Here is a 19712-nt window from a genome sequence, read left to right on the forward strand (position 1 = left end):
ACCCCCCGCAGCGGCTGCTGATGGGACCGGGGCCGGTCAATGCCCACCCGCGCGTTCTGCGCGCGATGGCGGCGGATCTGCTGGGGCAGTTCGACCCGGAAATGACCGGGTTCATGAACCAGGTCATGGCGCTGTACCGCCCGGTATTCGGTACGCAAAACCAGTGGACCATGTTGATTGACGGCACCGCGCGCGCCGCGATCGAGGCTTCGCTGGTGAGCCTTGTTGAACCCGGCGATACGGTGCTGGTGGTGAATTTCGGGCGCTTTGGCCTGCTGCTGACCGAAATCCTCTCACGCATCGGGGCCAACGTCGAACAGGTGAGCGCGCCTTGGGGAGAAGTCGTGTCGATCGAGGCGATTGCCGAGGCGATTGTGCGCCATGGCCCGCGCGTGGTCGCCACTGTCCACGGTGATACATCGACCACGATGGCGCAGCCGCTGGAAGGCCTGGGCGCGTTGTGCAGGGCGGCAGGCGCCTATGCCTATGTGGATGCCACGGCGACGCTGGGCGGCATGGAGATTGCGGCGGATCGCTGGGGTGTGGACGTGGTGACCGGCGGCTTGCAGAAGTGCCTTGGCGGGCCTTCGGGATCGGCTCCCATCACCATATCGGACCGCGCGGCGCAGCGCATTTTCGCGCGGCGGCATGTGGAGCAGGGCATCAGGCGCGATGATATTGCCGATGGCAAAGGCCCGCGCATTCCGTCCAACTATTTCGATCTTGCGATGATCATGGACTACTGGTCCGACAAGCGGCTCAACCACCACACCGAAGCGACATCCATGCTCTATGCCGCGCGCGAATGCGCCCGCGTGGCGCTGGGCGAGGGGCTGGAAGCGCGGTTCGCGCGACACCGCAAGGCCGGTGCGGCGATGGCGGCGGGACTGCGCGCGATGGGGCTGACCGTGTTCGGCGACGATGCCCACCGCATGACCAACGTGACCGGGGTTTACATTCCAGCGGGCGTGGATGGCGAGGCGATCCGCGCGATGATGCGCGATCACTTCGAGATCGAGATCGGCACGGCTTTCGGCCCGCTCGTCGGCAAGATCTGGCGGCTGGGCGCGATGGGCTACAACGCAATGAAGCACAAGGTGCTGCTGACGCTGGGCGCGCTGGAGGCTTGCCTCAAGGCTGCGGGCCACCCCGTGCCGCTGGGCGTGGCGGTGCCTGCGGCACTGGCGGCGTGGGAGGCGGCATGACGATAGGGCGCGATCTGGTTGGCTATGGCGCCACGCCTCCGGCTGCGCAGTGGCCTGGCGGAGCGCGGGTTGCCGTGCAGTTTGTGATAAATTACGAAGAGGGCGCGGAAAATTCCGTGCTGAATGGCGACAAGGGATCGGAAGCGTTTCTTTCCGAGATGGTGGGGGCGGCCTCTCATCCCGCGCGGGCCATGGCGATGGAGGGCCTGTACGAATACGGCAGCCGCGCCGGGTTTTGGCGGCTGCATCGCCTGTTCACCACACGCAGCGTACCTGTGACGGTGTTCGGCGTGGCGGTGGCGATGGAAATGAACCCGGCTGCGGTCGACGCCATGCTGAAGGCTGACTGGGAGATTGCCACGCACGGCTATCGCTGGATCGATTACCAATACGTGCCCGAAGCGGTGGAGCGCGAACATGTTGCGCGGGCCATCGAATTGCACACAAAGCTCACAGGTGCGCGTCCGCTGGGCTGGTATCAGGGTCGCACCTCTCCCAACACCGCGCGGCTGGTAGTTGAGGAAGGGGGCTTCCTATATGACGCCGACAGTTATGCCGACGACCTGCCCTATTGGGACACGCGCCATGGCAAGCCGCAACTGATCGTCCCCTATTCGCTCGACGCCAACGACATGAAGATGGTGGCGCTTAACGGTTTTACCGAGGGCGAGCAGTTTTTCAGGTACTTGCGTGATACTTTCGAGCAATTGCGCGAAGAGGGCGGGCGAATGATGTCTATCGGTTTGCACGGGCGCATTGCCGGAAGGCCTGCGCGCGCGCAGGCCGTGGCCCGGTTTCTGGACCATGTGATCGACAGCGGCGATGCGTGGATCGCGCGGCGGATCGACATCGCACGGCACTGGTTGGCGCAGTATCCCTTTGCGGGAGGGGTTGCGTGACCATCGATGATCCCGTGCTTCTGGCCGAAGTGACCGCCGCTTTCCACGCATATGAGCGTGCGCTGATGGCGGACGACCTGCCCGCAATGGACGCCCTGTTTCATGATGCGCCGACGACAAACCGTTTCGGCGTGGGTGAAGTGCTGTGGGGGATGGATGCCATCCGGGCGTTTCGCAAGGGGCGCGGGGGATCACCGCAGCGACGGTTGGGGCACGTGGCGATCACGGTTTATGGCGATGGATTTGCCACGGCCGACGCCGAATTCTTCCGTGACGGTTCCGATCGGCGCGGGCGGCAGAGCCAGGCGTGGGTAAGGTTTGCCGATGGCTGGAAGGTGGTCTCTGCCCATGTCAGCCTTGAGGGAAGCACATCATGACCGCGCTGTTCGAGCACAGCCCATGGGTGGAAGCGCGCGCTGGCGCGCGAGGATCCAGCGGCGATCGCCATGCCGATCTTATGGCGGTGGTGCTTGAAGCGACGCCTGAGGAGCAACTCGCGCTGATCCGCGCGCACCCGGAACTTGCCGGCAAGGCTGCCATCGACCGCACGTTGACCGATGCTTCAGCAGCGGAGCAGGCGAGCGCCGGGCTGGACCGGCTGAGCGAAGAGGAGTTTGCACGGTTCCATGCACTTAACGCGGAATACCGGACACGCTTCGGCTTCCCCTTCATCATTTGCGTGAGGCTGACCGACAAGGCGGGGATTCTGCGCGCGATGGAAGCGCGGCTGGGCAACGACCGCGAAACCGAGATAGCGACTGCCATCGCGCAGATCGGTGAAATCGTCCGGCTTCGTCTGAGAGACATGGGCTGGGAGGACCCCCAATGACGATAGATTGGGGCGAATGGCTCAACCTGGCGATCCGCTGGTTTCATCTGACGGCGGGCATCGCGTGGATCGGATCGTCGTTCTACTTCGTTTGGCTGGACAACCATCTGGTGCCGCCCAAGGAGGGTGACGCCACGGGTGAAGTGTGGTCGGTCCACGGCGGCGGGTTCTATCACAAGCAGAAGTATGCGGTGGCCCCGGCCAGGATGCCGGAGGACCTGCACTGGTTCAAATGGGAAGCCTATACTACCTGGATCACCGGCTTTTCGCTGCTGGTGCTGATCTACTGGGTCGGCGCGGAAAGTTTCCTGATCGATCCGGCCAAGGCACGGATGAGCCAGACCGATGCCATCGCGATTGGCATTGGCGCGCTGTTCGTGGGCTGGATGTTCTATGATCTTGCGTGTCGTTCGCCCCTGGGCCGGAATGATCGCGCGCTGGGCGTGGTGTGGTTTGCCTTCCTGACCTTCGCCGCATGGTTCCTGAACCATGTGTTCAACGCGCGCGGCGCCTTCATCCATGTCGGCGCGATGATCGGTACGGTCATGGTCGCCAACGTGTTCTTCGTGATCATACCCAACCAGCGCAAGGCCGTGGCGCAACTGATGCGCGGCGAAGCTCCCGATCCGGCGCTGGGCAAGGCGGGCAAGCAAAGGTCCTTGCACAACAATTACATGACGCTGCCGGTGCTGTTCATCATGATCAGCCATCACTACGCCATGACGTTTGGTGCGGCGCGACCGTGGCTGGTGCTGGCGCTATTGGGATTGACCGGGGTGGCGGTGCGCCATGTGTTCAACTTGCGCCATCGCGGTGCGCCGACCGGGCGAGCCATGGCGGTGGCCGGGGCGATGGCGCTGGTGAGTGTGACTTATGTCTCGATGGAGAAGGCCACACTTCCCGTTGAGGTGGAAAGTGTGGCGGCTGGCTCCGCCGCCGAAACATGGGCCAGCGTGGAGCCGATTTTCGTGAAGCATTGCACCAGTTGTCATGCGGCAAAGCCAACCAGCGAAGCGTTTGCCGCGCCACCACTGGGCGTCATGGTCGATACCTATGACCACAGCCGCGCCGCAGCCGGGCGTGTGAAGAAGGTGGCGGTCGACGCGGAGATCATGCCGCTGGGGAACATGACCGGCATGACCCGCGCCGAGCGCGACGCGCTGGGCCGGTGGATCGCCGCAGGAGCACCGCAATGACCACGCTTTCTACCCATGTGCTCGATACCATGCATGGCTTGCCGGCAAGCGAGGTGAAAGTCAGGCTGGAGAACAGTACCGAGACGGCGCTTTTCACGGGCGAAACCAATGGGGATGGACGTTGTCCGGGTCTGAGTGCGGCCGTGCCGGAACTTGCGCCGGGGCAGTATGCGCTGGTCTTTGCCGTGGCGGACTATTTCCGCGGCATGGGCGTAGCGCTGCCTGATCCGCCGTTTCTCGACGAAGTTCGGATAAACTTCGGCCTGGCAGATGAAGGGCACTACCACGTGCCGCTGCTGGTCTCGCCTTTCTCCTATTCGACCTACCGGGGAAGCTGATCCATGGCGGTGCGTTTTCTGCTGGATGGCGATTTGGTGGAAATCGCCCCGTGCGATCCCACGGGAACTCTGCTCGATTACCTGCGCGGGCCGTTGCGACGGACGGGCACCAAGGAAGGCTGTGCCGAGGGCGATTGCGGAGCCTGCACCGTGCTGGTGGGTGAACTTGCCGATGGCGGTGTGCGGTGGCGGGCGGTGAACGCCTGCATCGCATTCCTGCCTATGGTCCATGGCAAGGCGGTGATGACGGTGGAGAGCCTTGGGCAGGCTGGGATGCTCAATCCCTTGCAAGCCTGCATGGCGGCCAATGGCAGTTCGCAGTGCGGGTTCTGCACGCCGGGCTTCGTGATGTCCTTGCATGGCCGTGCCATCGGCGCGCTGGGCAGCGATTTGCCGGTTGCCGATGTGATTGCCGGTAACTTGTGCCGCTGCACCGGCTATGGGCCGATCCTTGAGGCCGGGGAAACGGTTGCGCGGATCGTGCAGGATGATGCCGCGCTGGTTGATGCGCTGGTCGGTCTGGCGGGAGATGCCAGTGGTCCTTTTGAGGGGAGGCAGTGGTTTGCACCGCGTTCCTCCCAATCACTCGCGGCTATTCTGGCCAAGCATCCCGAAGCGCGGATCGTGGCCGGGGCAACCGATGTGGGCCTGTGGGTGACCAAGGGACTGCGCGATCTGGAAACGGTGGTGTTCATCGGGGACGTGGCCGATCTCAAGACGATCGAGGAGACAGCAGAGGGCCTGCGGATTGGCGCCGGTGTGCGCTATGCCGAGGTGCATCAGGCGATGGCGAGGCTTCACCCCGATCTTGGTGAACTGGTGCGGCGCATCGGCGGGTTGCAGGTGCGCAATTCCGGCACGGTTTGCGGCAATATCGCCAATGGCTCACCCATTGGTGACGGGCCGCCTGCGCTGATTGCGCTGGGGGCGCAACTGACCTTGCGTTCTGCCGAGGGTCGCCGGACGATGCCGCTGGAGAACTACTTCATCGATTATGGCAAGCAGAACCGGGCGCCGGGCGAATTCGTCGAAAGCGTGTTCGTCCCGCGCCCTGCAGCGGACGCGGTGGTACACACCTCGAAGCTGTCGCGCCGGTTCGACAGCGATATATCCGCTGTGCTGGGCGCTTTTGCGCTGACGGTCGAGCAGGGGACGATCACTGCCGCGCGTGTGGCGTTTGGGGGGATGGCGGCAACACCCCGGCGGGCGGTCGCCTGCGAGGCAGCGCTGGTGGGGCGGTCGTTTGACGAAACGACGGTTGCGGCAGCGGCGGATGCGCTGCGGGGGGATTATCAGCCATTCACCGATGTGCGCGGAATGGCCACCTATCGTATCGAGGCGGCGGCTGCGCTGCTGTGGCGGCTGTGGTATCGCGCGCAGGGCGTTGCAGTTTCCGTGCTGAACGTGGAGGCGTGTTGATGGCTGATGCCGATCCGCTCTGGCCGACAGCAGTCAAGCCATCACATCCGCATGACAGCGCGCATTTGCATGTGGCGGGTGCTGCCCGCTATGTCGATGACGAGCCGGAACCGGTGGGGATGCTGCACCTTGCCTTCGGGCTTTCCAGCGAGGCGCGGGCGCGGATAACGGGCATGGACCTCTCTGCCGTACGCGCATTTCCGGGTGTGGTGGCGGTCTATACCGCAGCCGACATTCCGGGCGAAAACAACGTCGGTCCGATCGCGCACGATGACCGGGTGCTGGCCGATGGCGAAGTGGTAAGTCACGGTCAGCCGGTTTTTCTGGTGGCGGCAGAGAGCCGGATTGCGGCGCGCAAGGCTGCGCGCCTGGGGCGGATCGATTACGAACCGCTGGAGCCTGCGATCACCGTGGAGCAGGCACGGGCAGCAGGATCGCGGATCGAGGCCGACCAGCGCATGGTGCAGGGCGATGCGGACGCCGCGCTGGCCACCGCGCCGCATCGCTTGTCTGGAAAGCTGAAGATCGGCGCGCAGGATCACTTCTATCTCGAAGGGCAGGTTGCCCATGCGCGACCGGGCGAGGATGGGCAAATCCATGTCGTTTCATCCAGCCAGCACCCCAGCGAAGTGCAGCACCTTGTCGCGTTGCTGCTGAAAAAGCCGGGCGCGGACGTGACCGTGGAGGTGCGGCGCATGGGCGGGGCCTTTGGTGGCAAGGAAAGCCAGGCCGCGCTCTTCGCCGCCGCTGCCGCGCTGGTGGTGCACCACACCGGGCGTCCGGCCAAGTTCCGCTGCGACCGCGACGATGACATGATCACGACGGGCAAGCGCCACGATTTCGATGTGGATTACGAGGTCGGCCATGATGACGCCGGGCGAATGAAGGCAGTGAAGCTGCGCTTCGGCGGGCGCTGCGGGGCAACGATGGATCTCTCGCCCGGCATCAATGACCGTACGATGTTCCATGCCGACAACTGCTATTTTCTGCCCGATGTGGAGATCGTGTCGGAGCGGCTGAAAACGAACACCGTTTCCGCGACGGCGTTCCGCGGCTTTGGCGGGCCGCAGGGAATGCTGGCGATCGAGCGGATATGCGATCACATCGCTGCGCGGCTGGGTCTCGATCCGTTGGAGGTGCGCGAATGCAATCTCTATGGAAAAGGCCGCGATGTCACCCCCTATGGCATGAGGCTGGAGGATAACATTGCCCCGCAACTTGTTGCGCGGCTTCGGGAAACGTCCAGCTATGATGCGCGATGCAAGGCGATTGCAGCGTTCAATTCGGGCAGTCCCGTGCTCAAGAAGGGCCTTGCGCTCACCCCCGTCAAGTTCGGGATCAGCTTCACCACCACGCACCTCAATCAGGCAGGCGCGCTGGTCCATGTCTATGCCGATGGGTCTATCCAGGTGAACCACGGCGGGACCGAGATGGGGCAGGGGCTTTACATCAAGGTGGCGCAGATCGTGGCAGATGCCTTTGCGGTGCCGGTCTCTCAGGTGCGGATTACCGCAACGCGGACGGACAAGGTGCCCAACACTTCGGCCACGGCGGCGTCGTCCGGTGCCGACCTCAACGGCATGGCGGCCCATAACGCGGCGATGGCGATCCGCGAAAGAATGGCGGCCTTTCTGGGCGGGGCCTTCGGGTGTGCGGCACAGGATGTGCTTTTCACACCCGCGGGGGTGATCGTCGGTGAAGCGCGGCTGACCTTTGCGGAGGCTGCGCGCAAGGCGCATCTTGGGCGGATTTCCCTGTCCTCCACCGGCTTTTACGCCACGCCCGATATCGCGTACGACCGTCCATCGCACAAAGGGCGTCCGTTCTACTACTTCGCTTATGGCGCGGCGGTTTCCGAAGTGGTGGTCGATCTGCTGACCGGAGAGCACAAGGTGCTGGCCGTCGATATCCTCCACGATGTCGGGCGTTCGCTGAATCCGGCTATCGATCGTGGGCAGATCGAGGGTGGGTTCGTGCAAGGACAGGGCTGGTTGACGACCGAAGTGGTCGAATGGGACGGGAAAGGCCGCCTGCTCAACCATTCACCTGCAACCTACAAGATTCCCACTGCTTCGGACCGTCCCAAGCGCTTGCGCATCGATCTGTGGGACGGGGAAAACGCCAAGCCGACGATCCATCGGTCAAAGGCGGTAGGCGAACCACCGCTGATGCTGGCCAATTCGGTGTTCTGCGCGATCAGTGCTGCGATTGCGGCGGCCAACCCGGAAAAGCGCGAATTGCCGCCGCTCGATGCGCCTGCCACGCCAGAGGCGGTGCTGCGCGCGGTTGCTGCGCATCGGGCGGCATGATGGACTGGATCGAATACCTTCGCGCCTTGCCCGCGCATGAACCGGTGGCCATGATCAGCGTACTGGCGACCGAAGGTTCTGCACCGCGCGGTCCGGGTACGCGAATGCTGGTGACGGCACAGGGCGAATGCGGCACCATCGGCGGCGGCGCGCTGGAATTTCGCGCTGTGGAGCAGGCGAGGGCCGTGCTGGACCACCCGCCGGGAGCATGGCGTGTGCAGGACTATCCGCTGGGGCCGCTGCTCGGCCAGTGCTGCGGTGGGCGTGTGCGATTACTGGTGGAGCATGTCGATCCGGCGGCGCTGGGCTGGCTGGCCGATGCGGCGGACGGGCGCGTACTTGTCAGCCAGTTGCGGCCCGGTGCGATCCAGCGGCATGTGAGCGACGGGCCGGCCATACAGGTTTCGGCGCGGGGTGACCGCCCGCGCGAGGGCACCCGCCTGGCCGAAGTGATCGGGTGCTGGCGGCGTCCGCTTTACCTGTTCGGCGCGGGCCATGTCGGGCAGGCTATCGCGCGCCACATTGGCGGTCTGCCGCTGCGGCTGGCGTGGTTCGATACGCGCCCGGTGTTCGAGACCATCGAGGGCGTGGCGGTGGTGCCCGAAAGCGGGATCGAGCAGTGCGTGGGCGAAGCGCCGGACGATGCCGCCGTGGTGATCCTGACGCACGATCATGGTCTGGACTACCGGCTGACACTGGCAGCCCTTTCGCGCCCGCCGCTGGCGTTCACCGGCCTGATCGGATCGCAGACCAAACGGGCGCGGTTTCTTTCGCGGCTTGAGCGCGAAGGGATTTCTGCCGAGGTACGCGCGCGGTTGACTTGCCCGATCGGACTGCCGGGCGTGGTCGGCAAGGAGCCGGACGTGATCGCGGTTGCCGTGCTGGCGCAATTGCTGCAATTGCCCCGCGCGGCGCAGATGCAGGCTGTGGCGGCATGACCATGCAAGGCTTCAGGGGCGAAATCCTCAGCCTCAGCCACGATCCCGCCGAAGCCCCCGATGCGTTGCGCCACGATGCTGACGGGCTTCTGGTTGTCGAGGACGGGCGCATTGTCGCGCGCGGGCCTTACGCAGACCTTGTGGCCCGCTTCCCCGGTCTGGAAGTGGAGGCGCTCGAAGGATTGATCGTCCCCGGCTTCATCGACGCGCACGTCCACTATCCCCAGCTTGACCGCATTGCCAGCCATGGCGAACAGTTGCTCGATTGGCTGGAGCGGCACATCTTTCCGGCGGAACAGGCCTTTGCCGATCCGGCCCATGCATCAGCGGTGGCCGAGGCTTTCCTTGACGAACTGCTGCGCCACGGAACCACCAGCGCGCTTGTGTTCGGAACGGTCCATGCCGCATCTGTCGATGCTTTCTTTGCCGCCGCCGAGGCGCGGGAATTGCGCATGGCCTGCGGCAAGGTGCTGATGGACCTCGGACCGGAAGGCTTGAAGGACACGCCGGCAAGTGGTGTTGCCGAAAGCGAAGTCCTTATCCGGCGCTGGCACGGACGCGGGCGGCTGACATATGCAGTAACGCCGCGTTTCGCCCTGACCTCCAGCGATGCGCAGTTGGCAGGAGCGGGCAAATTGCTGGCGGATCATCCCGGCGTTCTGCTTCACACGCATCTTGCAGAAAACACGCGGGAAATTTCCGAAGTTGCCGCGCGGTTCACACAAGCAGCAGATTATCTTGACGTCTATGACGGGTTCGGACTGGTGACGCAGCGGTCAGTCTTTGCCCATGGCATCCATCTGCCCGATCGGTCTTGCGCGCGTCTGGCCGAAGCCGGGGCAGGCGTGGCGGTGTGCCCCAGTTCCAACCTGTTCCTGGGTTCGGGCATGTTCGATTTCGCGCAAGCCCAGCGCCATGGTGTGCGGATCGGGCTGGGGTCAGACATCGGCGCGGGAACTTCGCTCTCCTTGCTCCACAATGCGGGCGTTGCCTATCAGGCCGGGCTGTTCAAGGGCTACCGGCTCGATCCGTTCCGCGCGCTCTGGCTGGCAACGGGCGGGTCGGCGCGGCTGTTGCACATCGACAAGGACGTGGGGATGCTGGTCGAAGGGCAGGAGGCCGATTTCGTGGTGCTCGATGACAAGGCGACGCCGCTGATGGCGCGCCGCACCGCCAGGGCCACGCTGGACGAGCGCCTGTTTGCCTTGCAGGTGCTGGGTGATGACCGCGCGGTGCGCCGCACATACGTATTGGGGCGCTGCGCCTGGGATCGCGATGCGCTAGGGTGCGTGGCATGACCGATCTCGACAGCTTTATCGCCCGCCTGCCCAAGGCTGAACTCCACCTGCATATCGAGGGTAGCCTTGAACCCGAACTGATGTTCGCGCTGGCCAAACGCAACGGCGTTTCGATTCCCTACACCAGCGTCGAGGACGTCCGCGCAGCATACGCGTTCTCCAACCTCCAGGACTTTCTCGACATCTACTATGCCGGGGCCAGCGTACTGGTGACCGAGGCGGATTTCCATGATCTGGCCATGGCCTATTTCGACCGGGCTGCGGCAGACGGCGTGATTCATGCCGAGATCATGTTCGATCCGCAGACACACACAGACCGCGGTGTTGCTTTCGACACGGTGATCCGGGGCCTGTTGTCCGCCATGGCCGGGGCCGAGACGAAGCACGGGATGACGTGCGCATTGATCATGTGCTTCCTGCGCCATCTTTCCGAACAGGCGGCTTTCGAAACGCTGGCCATGGCCGAACCGTGGCTTGGCACCATCGCGGCGGTGGGGCTTGATTCCAGCGAGGTAGGGCACCCGCCATCGAAGTTTGCGCGGGTTTATGCGGCGGCGCGCGCAAAGGGCCTGAAACTGGTTGCGCATGCCGGTGAGGAAGGCCCGCCGGAATATGTTCATGAAGCGCTTGATCTGCTGCACGTGGACCGCATCGATCACGGCAATCGCGCGCTGGAAGATCCGGTGCTGGTCGAACGACTGGCGCGCGAGGGCATGACGCTGACGGTCTGCCCCTTGTCGAACCTCAAGCTGTGCGTTGTGGGCGATCTGGCCGATCACCCGATTGACCGGATGCTGGCGCAAGGTCTCAAGGCGACCGTCAATTCCGACGATCCGGCCTATTTCGGCGGCTATGTTGCCGACAATTATCGCGCCATTGCCGCCGCGCGCGGCCTTTCGCAGGACGTCCTTGCCACTTTGGCGCGCAACAGCTTCACCGGATCGTTCCTGCCGCCCGAAACCATTGCCCGGCACCTTGCGTCCATCGATGCCTATCTTGCCGGTTCATAGGAGCACCATGCGCCGACTTCTCGCCGCCATCGCCCTGCTGCTTGCAACGCTGGGCAGCGCCCATGCCGCAGAACCGCGGCGCAAGGTGATCATCGATGATGAAGGCTTTGCGCTGATGCACCTGATGCTGCTGGAAGATGGGCGGGCGGAGGTGCTGGGGATCACCACCGTTTCAGGCAATACCTGGGCCAATCGCGCAACGGCCATGGCCCTGCGTGGAGTGGAACTGACCGGCCATGTAAAAGTGCCCGTGGCGCAAGGGGCCACCTTTCCGATCCTGAATTCGCAAGCGCGGACCGAGCGCTGGGAAGCGTTGTACGGCAAGCTGGTGTGGAAAGGTGCGTTCATGCAGCAATGGGCCGAGCCGACGGTCCAGTCCACGCCCGATTATCATGGGCCGTTCGATCCGGTGGACCTGCCGTGGGGCAATCCTGCACTGAAGCCGATGCCCGAAGCGGCAGCCCTGTTCCTGATCCGCACGGTGCGCGCCCATCCACACGAAGTGACGATCATGGCGTGTGGCCCGCTTACCAATCTCGCGCTCGCGCAGCGCCTCGATCCTGAATTCGCTTCACTGGTGAAGGAAGTTGTCGTGATGGGCGGCAGCCTCAATCCGCAGCAGGTGCTCGACAATCCCTCTGCCGCGCAATTCGCGCGCGAGTTCATGAATTCGCCGCGCCGCGAATTCAACATCCGTTTCGATCCCGAAGCGGCGAGCATGTTTGCCCATGCACCCTGGTCGAAGGTGACAATCGTCCCGATCGATCCCTCAACCGCGACGCAGCTTTCCCCGGCGCTGATCGATCGGCTGGCAAAGGCGGCACGCGCGCCGGTTGCCGCGATGATCCGCAGGATGGAACCGGGTTTTCCAATGTGGGACGAAATTGCCGCCGCAATATGGCTCGATCCGACACTGGTCACGCGCCAGCAGCGCTTGTGGTACGATTTCGACGTGCAGTTCGGGGCGACGTATGGCGATATGCTGACCTGGCAGGATGCTTATCGCCCCGGTCTTGACGAAGGGCAGGCAGACATGGTGCTTGCCGTGGACGTGCCCCGCATGGAAGCGGCGATAGAGCGGAATTTACGCAGTTCATCAATACGCTGACAGATGTTTGCCGGTTGGCGTCAAGAAGCGGCTGGTTGGAGTAATAGCTGTTGGCACTGCAATGTGCAGGCCATAAAGCCCTGCCGACGCATTTGTGGAACCAGCGCGCGAACATGAAACCGACCAATGCCTCCAGCCTTCTTGAGCTTGCCCGGATCGCCGGAGTATCGGTTTCGACCGTTTCGCGATCGTTGTCGGGCAGTTCGATGATCGCCAAGGCGACGCGCGAACGCATCGAGGCGCTGGCGCGCGAACATGGCTACCAGATCAATCGCGCGGCGCGGAACCTGCGGCTGGGGCGCACGGGTGCAATCGGGGTGGTGCTGCCGCTGGGGCACGAGACGGAGCAGCACCTGTCCGATCCGTTCTTCATGAGCCTGATCGGCCCGCTTGCCGATGCGTTAAGCGATCGCGGTTATGATCTCCTGCTTTCGCGCGTTATCCCGACAGACGGGCAGTGGCTGGACCGGATCGTCGATGGTGGCCGGGTCGATGGCGTGCTGCTGATCGGCCAGTCAGACCAGATCGACGTGATCGAGCGGGTTGCCGCGCGCTATGCGCCGCTGGTGGTATGGGGCGCGGTGGTGGAAGGATACGCGCAATTGACCGTGGGTTCGGACAATGTCGCGGGCGGGCGGATCGCGGCCGATCATCTGCTGTCGCAAGGTCGGCGTCATCTCGCATTCTTCGGCAATCCCGACGTGCCCGAATTTTCGGCGCGCCATGCCGGATTTCGCGCGGCGCTGGCGCAGGCCGGACTGGGCGAGGGGCTGCTGCTTCCGGCGCACCTGACCACACAGGCATCCTATGACGCGATACGTGGCTTTCTGGGCGAGCATCCGCCTGTCGACGGCATCGTGGCGGCATCGGACGTGATCGCGATGAGCGCCTTGCGGGCGCTGGGCGATGCCGGGGTGCGTGTGCCCGATGACGTGGCGGTCATCGGCTATGATGACGTGATGGTTGCCGCGCAGACCAGCCCGCCGCTGACCACGATCCGGCAGGACGTTACGCGTGGGGCCGCGCTGATGGTCGATCTGCTGTTCGAGCGGCTGGCGGGCGAAGAGGCGGCTTCGGTGTGCATGACGCCCGAACTTGTCAGGCGCGCATCGGCCTGACGTTCAGGTGCTGGCAGGCTGAACCGCGGGCTTGTCACGGATCACCAGTGTCGCCATTGCCGCCGCCAGCATAAGTATGCCGGCCAGCGTCAACACATTGCGCGGATCGCCGCCCAGCAGCGGACGATAGATCAGCGGCATGGTCAGGCTTTCGATCATCATCGGGATCACGATGAACATGTTGAAGATGCCCATGTAGATGCCGGTGCGCGCGGGCGGAATGCTGTTGGCCAGAATGGTGTAGGGGTTGCCCATCATGCTGGCCCAGCCAAGCCCGATGCCGATCATCGGAAGGAACAGCCTTGCCTGCGTCGAGCACCATGGCAGCGCCAGCATGGCAAGGCCGGATGCGGCGACGCTGAAGGCGTGGACCGGGCGCGCGCCCAGCTTGCGGGCGATGGGCACCATGGCGAAAGCGGCGATGAACGCGATGAAATTGTAGAACGCGCCGACCTGGCCATTGACCAGAACCGCCTGGCGGAAGCCCGCGCTGGTGGCATCCGATGTGCCGAACAGCGAGCGGGCGAGGGCGAAGGCGATGAACTGCCAGTAGCAGAACATCGCATACCACTGGAACAGCATGGCGACCGCAAGTTGCCGCATCGGCGCGGGCATTTCCACTATGGCATGCTTGAGATCGCGCAGGGTTGTGCGGGCCGAAAGCGGCTCTGCCTGCATTTCGGCAATTTCCTGTGCGGTCAGCGGCAGTTCGGGTACACGCAGCACCGACCAGACGATGGTCGATAGAGAAAGCACCGCGCCAACGATGAAGGCGATGCGCGTGATGACAGGAATGCCGGAAGGATCGAGCGCATCGGCATTCAGTCCGCCCCACACCAGCAGCGATGGCGCAAGGTAGGACAGCGTTTGCGCAAGGCCGGTGAACGCGCTTTGGGTGAGGAAGCCGAGCGGGCGTTGCGCGGGATCGAGCCGGTCGCTGATGTAGGCGCGGTACGGCTCCATCGTCACGTTGTTGGCCGCATCAAGCACCCACAGCAGGCTGGCCGCCATCCACAGCGCCCGGCTGTATGGCATGGCGAACAGGCACAGGCTGCACAGCACCGCGCCGATCAGGAAATAGGGTGTGCGGCGCCCGAACCGGGTGACCGTGCGATCGCTCATCGCGCCGATGATCGGCTGGATCAGCAGCCCGGTCATCGGTCCGGCAAGCCACAGCAGGGGCAGGGATGCTTCGTCGGCGCCAAGATAGGAATAGATCGGTCCCATGTTGCTTTGCTGCAATCCGAAGCTGAACTGCAGGCCAAGGAAGCCCAGGTTCATCTGGACGATCCTGCCGAACGAGAGCCGTGGCTTACGGGGTATCGCGTCGCTCATGTCCTTGCCCTCTCCAGCAATGGCGGACGGTTGCCGTCCTTTGTGGGATTGTCATTATAAAAAATCGCAATCGTTTGCAAACGATTGTTGCAATCGATTGCAAACGCCGTCATCAGAGTATCAAGCTGAACCGAATCAGCGAGGGAGTGAGATGATGAGAAAGCAATTCCAGGCGCTGTTGCTGGCGTCGGCAACCATGTTCGCGGGTAGCGCAGCCCATGCGCAGGATGAAGTGGCTGCCGATGCACCGACGGCAGCCCCCGCTGATGAGGAAATCGTGGTGACGGCCGTCGCGCGCGGCCAGAACCGGCTGACGACCAGCGTTACCGTCAGTTCGTTGAACAGCGACGACATCGCCAAGGCGGCACCGCGTTCGGTGGCTGAAATTTTCCGCAACCTGCCAGGCATCCGGTCTGAATCGTCGGGCGGCGAGGGCAATGCCAACATCTCCGTGCGCGGTTTGCCCGTGGCATCGGGCGGGGCGAAGTTCCTGCAATTGCAGGAAGATGGCCTGCCGGTGCTGGAATTTGGCGACATCACCTTCGGCAATGCCGACATCTTCCTGCGCTCTGACTTCAATGTCGGGCGCGTTGAATCAGTCCGAGGCGGTTCGGCATCCACTTTTGCCTCCAACGCGCCCGGCGGTGTGATCAACATGATCTCGAAAACCGGCGAAACCGAAGGCGGCGCGGTGCAGGCGACGGCCGGAATCGATTATCGCGATTACCGGCTGGACTTCGATTACGGCGGCCGCATCAGCGATACGCTGCGCTACCACGTCGGCGGGTTTTACCGGCAGGGCGAAGGTCCGCGCAAGGCAGGCTACGACGCCAACAAGGGCGGCCAGATCAAGGCCAATGTCACCAAGGAATTCGATGGCGGCTATGTCCGTCTTTACGGCAAATACCTGAACGACAAGGCCATCGGTTACCTGCCCAATCCGGTTCTCGTCACCGGCACGAACGCCGATCCCAAGTATCAGGATCTGCCGGGCTTCAGCATCAATGGCGACACGCTGCATTCGCGCTATTTCCGCGATAACGTGACGCTGGATGGCAACAACAATCCGGTGACCCGCGATATCCGCGATGGTCAGCATCCGGTGGTCTATGCGCTGGGCCTGGAATCGCAGTTCGAACTCGGCGATGGCTGGAACGTGACCGAACGCTTCCGCTATTCGGACATTTCGGGTGGCTTTACCTCGCCGTTCCCGGCCTCGGTCGATACCGGATCGGCGATTGCCACCGCTCTTGGTGGTGCAGGATCGACGCTGACCTATGCCAATGGCCCTAAGGCCGGGCAGGCATTTGCTGGCAGCAACTATCTGGCGCAGATCGTCCTGTTCGACGTCAAGCTGAACAGCCTGAACAACATCACCAATGACATCCGCGTCAGCCGCGATTTCGAAACGGGCATGGGCAAGGTGACCCTGACGGGCGGCTTCTACAAATCGCGCCAGACGATCAACACCGACTGGCTGTGGACCGCGCACCTGTTCGAAGTGGCCGGCGGCGGCAATGCTGCGCTGGTTGACCTGACGAATGCTGCGGGAACGGCACTGACTCAGGGCGGCACTTATGGATATGGCGCGACGTTCTTCGGCAATTGCTGCCGCCGCAGCTATGATGTCGATTACGATACCAATGCCCCGTTTGCATCGCTCAGCCTCGCCACCGATAGACTGACGCTGGACGGCAGCCTGCGTTATGACTTCGGCAGTGCCAAGGGCACGATTGCCGGGGCGGACCTTGGCGGCGGACGCGTCGGCATCATTTCGCGTGACATGAACGGCAATGGCACGATCTCGGTCCCCGAAACGCAGGTTTCGGTGGTCCCGGCGGCAACCGCTCCGGTCGATTACAGCTACGATTACCTGTCGTATTCGTTCGGTGTGAATTACCGTCTGGCCGATGATGTCGCGGTGTTTGCCCGCTATAGCCGGGGCGCGCGCGCCAATGCCGATCGCCTGCTGTTCGGCCCGGCTGTGAACACCACCACTGGTAAACTGACCGATACCGGCGCAGCGGTCGATTTCGTCAAGCAGTTGGAAGGCGGCGTAAAGTATCGCAATGGCGGCGTAACGCTGAACGCCACGGCATTCTATGCCAAGACGGAAGAGCAGAACTTCGAAGCGACCACGCAGACCTTCTTCAGCCGCAATTATCGCGCTTATGGTCTGGAACTGGAAGGCGGTTATCGCATCGGGGCGTTCAGCATCACGGCTGGCGGCACTTATACCGATGCGAAGATCGTCAGTGACGTGCTCAATCCCGGCGCGGTGGGCAAGCGTCCGCGCCGCCAGGCCAAGTTTCTCTATCAGGTAACGCCGCAGTATGACGTTGGCATCGTCTCGATTGGGGCGAACGTGATCGGCACGTCGAGCAGCTTTGCGCAGGACAGCAACCTTCTGAAACTGCCCGCCTACACCCAGGTCAATGCGTTCCTGACGGTCAAGCCGACCGATCGCATGCAGGTTTCGATCAATGCCAACAACCTGTTTGACGTGAAGGGCTTCACCGAAGCGGAAGAGGGCGCAATCCCCGCCAACGGGATTGTCCGTGCGCGCTCGATCAACGGGCGCACGGTCTCGGCATCGGTCCGGTTCGACTTCTGATCCGCACAGCCTCTCCCAGGCGATCGTCACGCCTGGGAGAGGCCGCGCCTATGCATTGATTGCCCTTGGATTTTCCGATGATGACAAGCCCATGGACCGCCATCCACGTTGCAGGCATCGGTCAACAGGCCGTTGCTTGCGCGCCGCTGATCAACAAGCCCGATCCGCTCATCCCCGGTATTGATCTGTGGGACTACTGGCCGGTGCAGGAGGAGGATGGTTCGCAAGCCGTGATCGCGGGCGGAACGCTGTTCATCCTGCTGTCCGCGCCCGCCATGGCCGATCCCGAAGCGCGGCACGGCATGGCACGGTTGCGCCTGATGCACCGCGTGGGAGCGCGATGGCGCGACCTTGGCCTGCTGTTCGATGACGGGTTTTCGCCGGGCAGCCGTGAATGGTCCGGCTCGGCGATCGTATCTGCCGATCACGGGCAGGTTACCTTGTATTTTACGGCGGCGGGGGTTCGGGGCGAAGAGACGCTCAGTTTCCGTCAGCGCCTGTTTGAAACGCGCGCGAAATTGACGGTGGAAGACAACGAAATAGCGTTTTCGCCGTGGTCTGTGCCGGTCGAGATGGTCGAACCTGATGGCGAGGTTTACGTGCGCGATATGGAAGGCGGCGGGGCGATTGGCACGATCAAGGCCTTCCGCGACCCGGCGTTTTTTCACGATCCCGCCAATGGCGAATGCCTTGTCTTCTTCGCCGCTTCGCTGGCGCAATCGGCCTCGTTCTGGAACGGCGCGGTGGGCATGGCACGTCGCGCTGCCGATGGCACATGGCAGGCCCTGCCACCGCTGATCACCGCCGATGGCGTGAACAACGAGCTGGAACGGCCCCACGCCATCGTCCACCAGGGCCGCTACTATCTGTTCTGGTCCACCCAGCGCAAAGTGTTTGCGGACGGTGGCCCGGCGGGGCCGAATGGGCTTTACGGCATGGTAGCGGAGGAATTCGCCGGGCCATGGCGCCCCATCAACGGCACGGGCCTTGTCTTTGCCAATCCGCCGCAAGCGCCTTTTCAGGCCTATAGCTGGTTTGTATTGCCGGACCTTACCGTGCAAAGCTTCGTTGACATGACCGGGCTGGCTGATCCGCCAGCGGACGCCGGGCAGGCGCGGCGGCATTTCGGCGGCGCACCTGCCCCCGAACTGCGGCTTGCGATAGACGGAGACAGGGTGTGGTTGGCATGAACGCGGCAGAGCCTCTGATCGTCGGCCTTGAATTTGGCGGAACCAAGTGCATCGCCACGCTGGCGCAAGGCCAGACGATCCTGCGGCAGGAGCGTTGGCCGACCGGCACGCCGCAGACCTTGCACACCATGTCCGACATGCTCGCACATTGGCAGCGGGAGACGCCGTTCGCCGCTATCGGCATCGCCAGCTTCGGGCCGCTGCATCTGGATCGATCCGCAGCGAATTTCGGCCACATGGGCAACACGCCCAAGCCGGGCTGGGCAGGGTGTGACATCTTCGGCCATTTCGCGCGCCGCTTTGCCGTTCCGGTTGGCATCGATACCGACGTTGCCGGTGCGGCGCTGGCGGAGGGCACGTGGGGCGCATCGCAAGGTTGTGCAGTTCACGCCTATGCCACAATCGGTACCGGCGTCGGGCTGGGGCTGGTGGTGCATGGCGAGGCGGTGCACGGACATTTGCACCCCGAAGCCGGGCACATGCGTATCCGGCGGCAACCCGGCGATATGTTCGCCGGAGCCTGCCCGATCCACGGTGACTGCCTTGAAGGGCTGGTCGGCGGACCCGCCCTTGCCGCGCGATCACCGATCGCGGCGGCAGACATACCCGATGACGATCCCTTGTGGCAGGTGGTCGCCGCCGACCTTGCCGAATGGTGCGCGATGCTGATCCTTGCCGTTTCGCCGGAGCGGCTGGTCATGGGTGGCGGGGTGATCCAGTCGCGCCCGAAGCTGCTTGGCCTGATCGCACGGCGTTCGGCGCAATTGCTGAACGGTTATATCGACGATCTGAACGCGGCGGCGCTGGAGTGCCTGATCGTCGCGCCCGGACTTGGCGCGAACGCAGGACCATTGGGTGCTGTCGTTCTGGGCCAACGCGCGCTTGCCGCTTCCGCGTGACCGGAAC

Annotated in this window: 17 protein-coding genes; 16 read left to right on the forward strand and 1 reads right to left on the reverse strand. The window is 63.6% G+C overall.

Features of this window, described 5'->3' with window-relative positions:
* The first annotated feature begins 20 nt into the window (after nt 1-20).
* The 13 genes from LUA85_RS05975 (at nt 21) to LUA85_RS06035 (ending at nt 13667) form a co-directional block, all read left to right on the forward strand.
* Complete coding sequence (locus LUA85_RS05975; protein WP_231471783.1) at nt 21-1205, forward strand: alanine--glyoxylate aminotransferase family protein; 1185 nt, start codon at nt 21-23, stop codon at nt 1203-1205.
* Entirely contained in the window at nt 1202-2104 is a 903-nt protein-coding gene (gene puuE, locus LUA85_RS05980) for an allantoinase PuuE (protein ID WP_231467806.1), read from the forward strand. The genes LUA85_RS05975 and puuE overlap by 4 nt, the downstream gene beginning before the upstream one ends.
* Complete coding sequence (hpxZ, locus tag LUA85_RS05985; protein ID WP_231467808.1) at nt 2101-2481, forward strand: oxalurate catabolism protein HpxZ; 381 nt, start codon at nt 2101-2103, stop codon at nt 2479-2481. The genes puuE and hpxZ overlap by 4 nt, the downstream gene beginning before the upstream one ends.
* A complete protein-coding gene (uraD, locus tag LUA85_RS05990) occupies nt 2478-2933 on the forward strand; it encodes a 2-oxo-4-hydroxy-4-carboxy-5-ureidoimidazoline decarboxylase (protein ID WP_231467810.1) in 456 nt (151 codons plus the stop codon). The genes hpxZ and uraD overlap by 4 nt, the downstream gene beginning before the upstream one ends.
* The gene (locus LUA85_RS05995) at nt 2930-4129 is read left to right on the forward strand and encodes a urate hydroxylase PuuD (RefSeq protein WP_231467812.1); all 1200 of its coding nucleotides are present in this window, start codon (nt 2930-2932) and stop codon (nt 4127-4129) included. The genes uraD and LUA85_RS05995 overlap by 4 nt, the downstream gene beginning before the upstream one ends.
* Nucleotides 4126-4467: a hydroxyisourate hydrolase gene (uraH, locus tag LUA85_RS06000; protein WP_231467814.1), complete on the forward strand. Its 342-nt coding sequence runs from the start codon at nt 4126-4128 to the stop codon at nt 4465-4467. Before LUA85_RS05995 ends, uraH begins: the two co-directional genes overlap by 4 nt.
* Before the next feature lie 3 nt (nt 4468-4470).
* Nucleotides 4471-5886: a xanthine dehydrogenase small subunit gene (gene xdhA / locus LUA85_RS06005; RefSeq protein ID WP_256448225.1), complete on the forward strand. Its 1416-nt coding sequence runs from the start codon at nt 4471-4473 to the stop codon at nt 5884-5886.
* Nucleotides 5886-8195: a xanthine dehydrogenase molybdopterin binding subunit gene (gene xdhB / locus LUA85_RS06010; RefSeq protein ID WP_231467816.1), complete on the forward strand. Its 2310-nt coding sequence runs from the start codon at nt 5886-5888 to the stop codon at nt 8193-8195. The genes xdhA and xdhB overlap by 1 nt, the downstream gene beginning before the upstream one ends.
* Entirely contained in the window at nt 8192-9133 is a 942-nt protein-coding gene (gene xdhC, locus LUA85_RS06015) for a xanthine dehydrogenase accessory protein XdhC (RefSeq protein WP_231467818.1), read from the forward strand. Before xdhB ends, xdhC begins: the two co-directional genes overlap by 4 nt.
* Entirely contained in the window at nt 9130-10431 is a 1302-nt protein-coding gene (gene guaD / locus LUA85_RS06020; RefSeq protein ID WP_231467820.1) for a guanine deaminase, read from the forward strand. Before xdhC ends, guaD begins: the two co-directional genes overlap by 4 nt.
* The gene (locus tag LUA85_RS06025; RefSeq protein ID WP_231467822.1) at nt 10428-11441 is read left to right on the forward strand and encodes an adenosine deaminase; all 1014 of its coding nucleotides are present in this window, start codon (nt 10428-10430) and stop codon (nt 11439-11441) included. Before guaD ends, LUA85_RS06025 begins: the two co-directional genes overlap by 4 nt.
* A gap of 7 nt (nt 11442-11448) precedes the next feature.
* Nucleotides 11449-12549 carry a nucleoside hydrolase gene (locus tag LUA85_RS06030; RefSeq protein WP_231467824.1) on the forward strand — a complete coding sequence of 367 codons (1101 nt, stop codon included), beginning with the start codon at nt 11449-11451 and terminating at the stop codon, nt 12547-12549.
* Nucleotides 12550-12662: 113 nt separating this feature from the next.
* A complete protein-coding gene (locus tag LUA85_RS06035) occupies nt 12663-13667 on the forward strand; it encodes a LacI family DNA-binding transcriptional regulator (protein WP_231467826.1) in 1005 nt (334 codons plus the stop codon).
* A 3-nt stretch (nt 13668-13670) separates the two neighbouring features.
* On the opposite strand, the gene LUA85_RS06040 is transcribed toward LUA85_RS06035, so the two are convergent.
* Nucleotides 13671-15002 carry an MFS transporter gene (locus tag LUA85_RS06040; protein WP_231467828.1) on the reverse strand — a complete coding sequence of 444 codons (1332 nt, stop codon included), beginning with the start codon at nt 15000-15002 and terminating at the stop codon, nt 13671-13673.
* A 151-nt stretch (nt 15003-15153) separates the two neighbouring features.
* Between LUA85_RS06040 and LUA85_RS06045 the strand changes: the two genes are divergently transcribed.
* From LUA85_RS06045 to LUA85_RS06055, 3 genes are all read left to right on the forward strand, one after another.
* Complete coding sequence (locus LUA85_RS06045) at nt 15154-17616, forward strand: TonB-dependent siderophore receptor (RefSeq protein WP_231467830.1); 2463 nt, start codon at nt 15154-15156, stop codon at nt 17614-17616.
* A 77-nt stretch (nt 17617-17693) separates the two neighbouring features.
* Entirely contained in the window at nt 17694-18806 is a 1113-nt protein-coding gene (locus LUA85_RS06050) for a glycoside hydrolase family 68 protein (protein ID WP_371823654.1), read from the forward strand.
* Complete coding sequence (locus LUA85_RS06055) at nt 18803-19705, forward strand: ROK family protein (protein WP_231467832.1); 903 nt, start codon at nt 18803-18805, stop codon at nt 19703-19705. Before LUA85_RS06050 ends, LUA85_RS06055 begins: the two co-directional genes overlap by 4 nt.
* Nucleotides 19706-19712: the final 7 nt, after the last annotated feature.

The organism is Novosphingobium sp. CECT 9465, from assembly GCF_920987055.1.
GTDB lineage: Bacteria > Pseudomonadota > Alphaproteobacteria > Sphingomonadales > Sphingomonadaceae > Novosphingobium.